Origin of the sequence: Xanthovirga aplysinae, from assembly GCF_009711365.1 — a bacterium.
In the GTDB taxonomy this organism is placed as follows: Bacteria; Bacteroidota; Bacteroidia; order Cytophagales; family Cyclobacteriaceae; genus Xanthovirga; species Xanthovirga aplysinae.
On record NZ_SMMB01000603.1, the window covers coordinates 1 to 2,634 of the forward strand.

Here is a 2,634-nt window from a genome sequence, read left to right on the forward strand (position 1 = left end):
GAAAAGGAATTTTCTTAAAAAGTTATTGCTAACCTTAATTCTTGATTTTTTTCTTGCAAACATTATTGTTTTGTTTTGGGTATTCGTGGCGGATTATTTTTTTAATTACGAGGAAATTCATAAGCAGCTTTTTAGAAATTTAATCATTGCTAATGTCCTAACGTTTGTGTTATACTTATGCCTAAACGGTATTTTTATTATTAAAGAATGGAATCGATCCCAACTAGCTCATGAGCGGATTGAAAAAAAACATATTTTGTCAAAATTTGTGGCTTTGAAACATCAATTGGACCCCCATTTTTTATTTAATTCTTTAAACACTTTAAACTCTCTTATTCATATTTCAACAGAAAAATCAGCTGCATTTATTCATCATTTTTCAAGGATTTATCGCTATGTATTGGAGGAAAAGGAAAACATGTTGGTGCCTCTTCACAGAGAAATGGAATTTGTGCGGTCATATTTTTTCTTACATAAGATGCAACACGAGGAGAACTTAATCTTAGCGGTGGACCTTGACCCTTTGCACCTTAATGACCTGGTTCCCCCTTTAAGTCTTCAGGTGCTGGTGGAAAATGCAATTAAGCACAATGAAATATCGGATGATAATCCCTTGCTTATTAGGATTGATATTAAGGATGCCCTGCTAGAAGTTAAAAATAATTTACAGCCCAAGAGGGAAATAAAAACATCAACAAATACCGGATTAAAGAACCTTAAGGAACGTTACAATTTGGTTTCTGAATTGATACCTGAATTTATTAAATCAAAAAATGAGTTTTTGGCTAAAATTCCCCTTATAAAAGAAGAAGAATAATGAAAGTGGTAATTATAGAAGATGTGAAGGTGGCTGCCATCCAACTAGAGAAGGAATTGCAAAAAATAGATCCGGAAATTACGGTTTTAGCAAAAATATCTACAGTACGCCAGGCGATAAAATGGCTTCAGGGTTTTCAAGTTGATTTAATCTTTTTGGATATTCAATTGGCAGATGGCTCTGCTTTTGAAATATTTGAAGAAGTTCAGGTTGATACTCCTGTAATTTTCACGACTGCCTATGATGAATATGCTATTAAGGCTTTCCAATTAAATAGTATAGATTATTTATTAAAACCTATACAGCCAATAGATCTAAAAAACAGTTTAGAAAAATATAAAAAATTAAAAATAGGAAACTCCATTGATGCAAAGGCCTTGTTAGCTGCTTTGTGTAATCAAACACCTAATTTTCGAAGTCGCTTTTCTTTGAGAGTTGGGAACAAAATAAAAGTTGTAGAATTAAAGGATGTAGCTTGGTTTCAGGCCCAGGGAAATGATGTTTATGTTACTCTGCATAATGGACGCTCCCACTATGTGGAATCCACATTGCAACAGTTGGAGACGGAGCTTGATCCTACTTTATTTTTTCGAGTTAATAGGCAATTTATGGTTAGCTATGAGGCGATTGAGGAAATCAGTGTTTATTCAAAAAGTAAGCTGAAATTGAATTTAACCCCAGCCACTGATGGAGATGTGTTTGTAAGTGTTGGTAAGTATTCTCTTTTTAAGCAATGGTTGGATCAATAGGAAAGGAAAAGAGCCTTCCTGATTAATTAAATTTCAACGGAAGGCTCATTGATTACTGGAATTATGTAGTTCTTAATACAAAAAGTCCATTGATGAAAGGCTAAATATTTACATACTTTCCTTTAAATCTACTGCATAAAAGTGCCCATTCGCATCTCCAAAATATATAATATCATTTTCTATCACCGGAGTACTAAGAATGGACCCTAAAGATTGAATGGCTTTTTCAGTTTTAAGTTCATTTTCTAATGTTCCATATAATTTAAAATCATCTCTGAATTTTCCATTGGGTTTAAATATTGTATGGTATTTGGCTTTACTTTCCTTGGTTTGGAAAAAAAATACAACATTTCCTTTTGTTGCATTTACCCCTATCAAGGTTCCATCAAAGCTTCCATAATAAATAGTGTTTCCTTGATTTACGGCAGTTCCAAATACTCTCATGTTATTTTTTATTAGCCAATTTTTCTTACCATTAGAACCCTGTAAACAGTAAAAGCGATGAGAATCCGAACTACCCATATATAGATTGTCCTTGTAAACCAAAGGTTTGGTAACGATGTAACCTCCAGTTTCTCGTCTATTCCAGAGTCCTTTACCTGTTTTTTTATTGAGAGCATAAAGATTGTGGTCCTGAGAATTAAAGATTACCGCATCTTTATAAATGGAAGCAGCTCTTTGTATAGCTCCTTCTGGGAAAACTCTGGAGCCCATGGTGTCGAATTTCCAGATTAGAGTACCTGTGGCATAATTTAAAGCGTAAAAAATACCATCATAACTTCCAATATACAATATATCCTCATTCACTATGGGAGCCGCATGAACAACACCTTCTGTTTTGTAGGCCCAGACCATTTCTCCACTATCGGCTTTTAAAGCATAAATATGGTGATCACCACTTCCTACAATAAGGAGATTGTTGTGAACAATGGGAGAAGATAAAAAGAAGTCCCAGAAGTCTGCTTTTTTCTCCCCATTCGTGGTAAATTTCCAAACTAGCTCACCATTGTTTTTATCTAGGGCATAGATATTACCATCACCGCTGTTAAAGAAAATTTTATCTCCATG

The 2,634-nt window shown here is 34.1% G+C and carries 3 protein-coding genes; 2 read left to right on the top strand and 1 reads right to left on the bottom strand.

What is annotated here, in order from left to right; genetic code table 11:
* Both E1171_RS03170 and E1171_RS03175 read left to right on the top strand, forming a co-directional pair.
* On the top strand, positions 1–817 hold an 817-nt coding region (locus tag E1171_RS03170), incomplete at its 5' end, for a sensor histidine kinase (protein ID WP_222931362.1).
* A complete protein-coding gene (locus E1171_RS03175) occupies positions 817–1,566 on the top strand; it encodes a LytR/AlgR family response regulator transcription factor (RefSeq protein WP_155204007.1) in 750 nt (249 codons plus the stop codon). The genes E1171_RS03170 and E1171_RS03175, both read left to right, overlap by 1 nt.
* A 108-nt stretch (positions 1,567–1,674) precedes the next feature.
* Here the strand turns inward: E1171_RS03175 and E1171_RS03180 are convergent.
* Positions 1,675–2,634, bottom strand: a 960-nt coding sequence (locus tag E1171_RS03180) for a PQQ-binding-like beta-propeller repeat protein (protein ID WP_155204009.1), incomplete at its 5' end; no start/stop codon positions are given.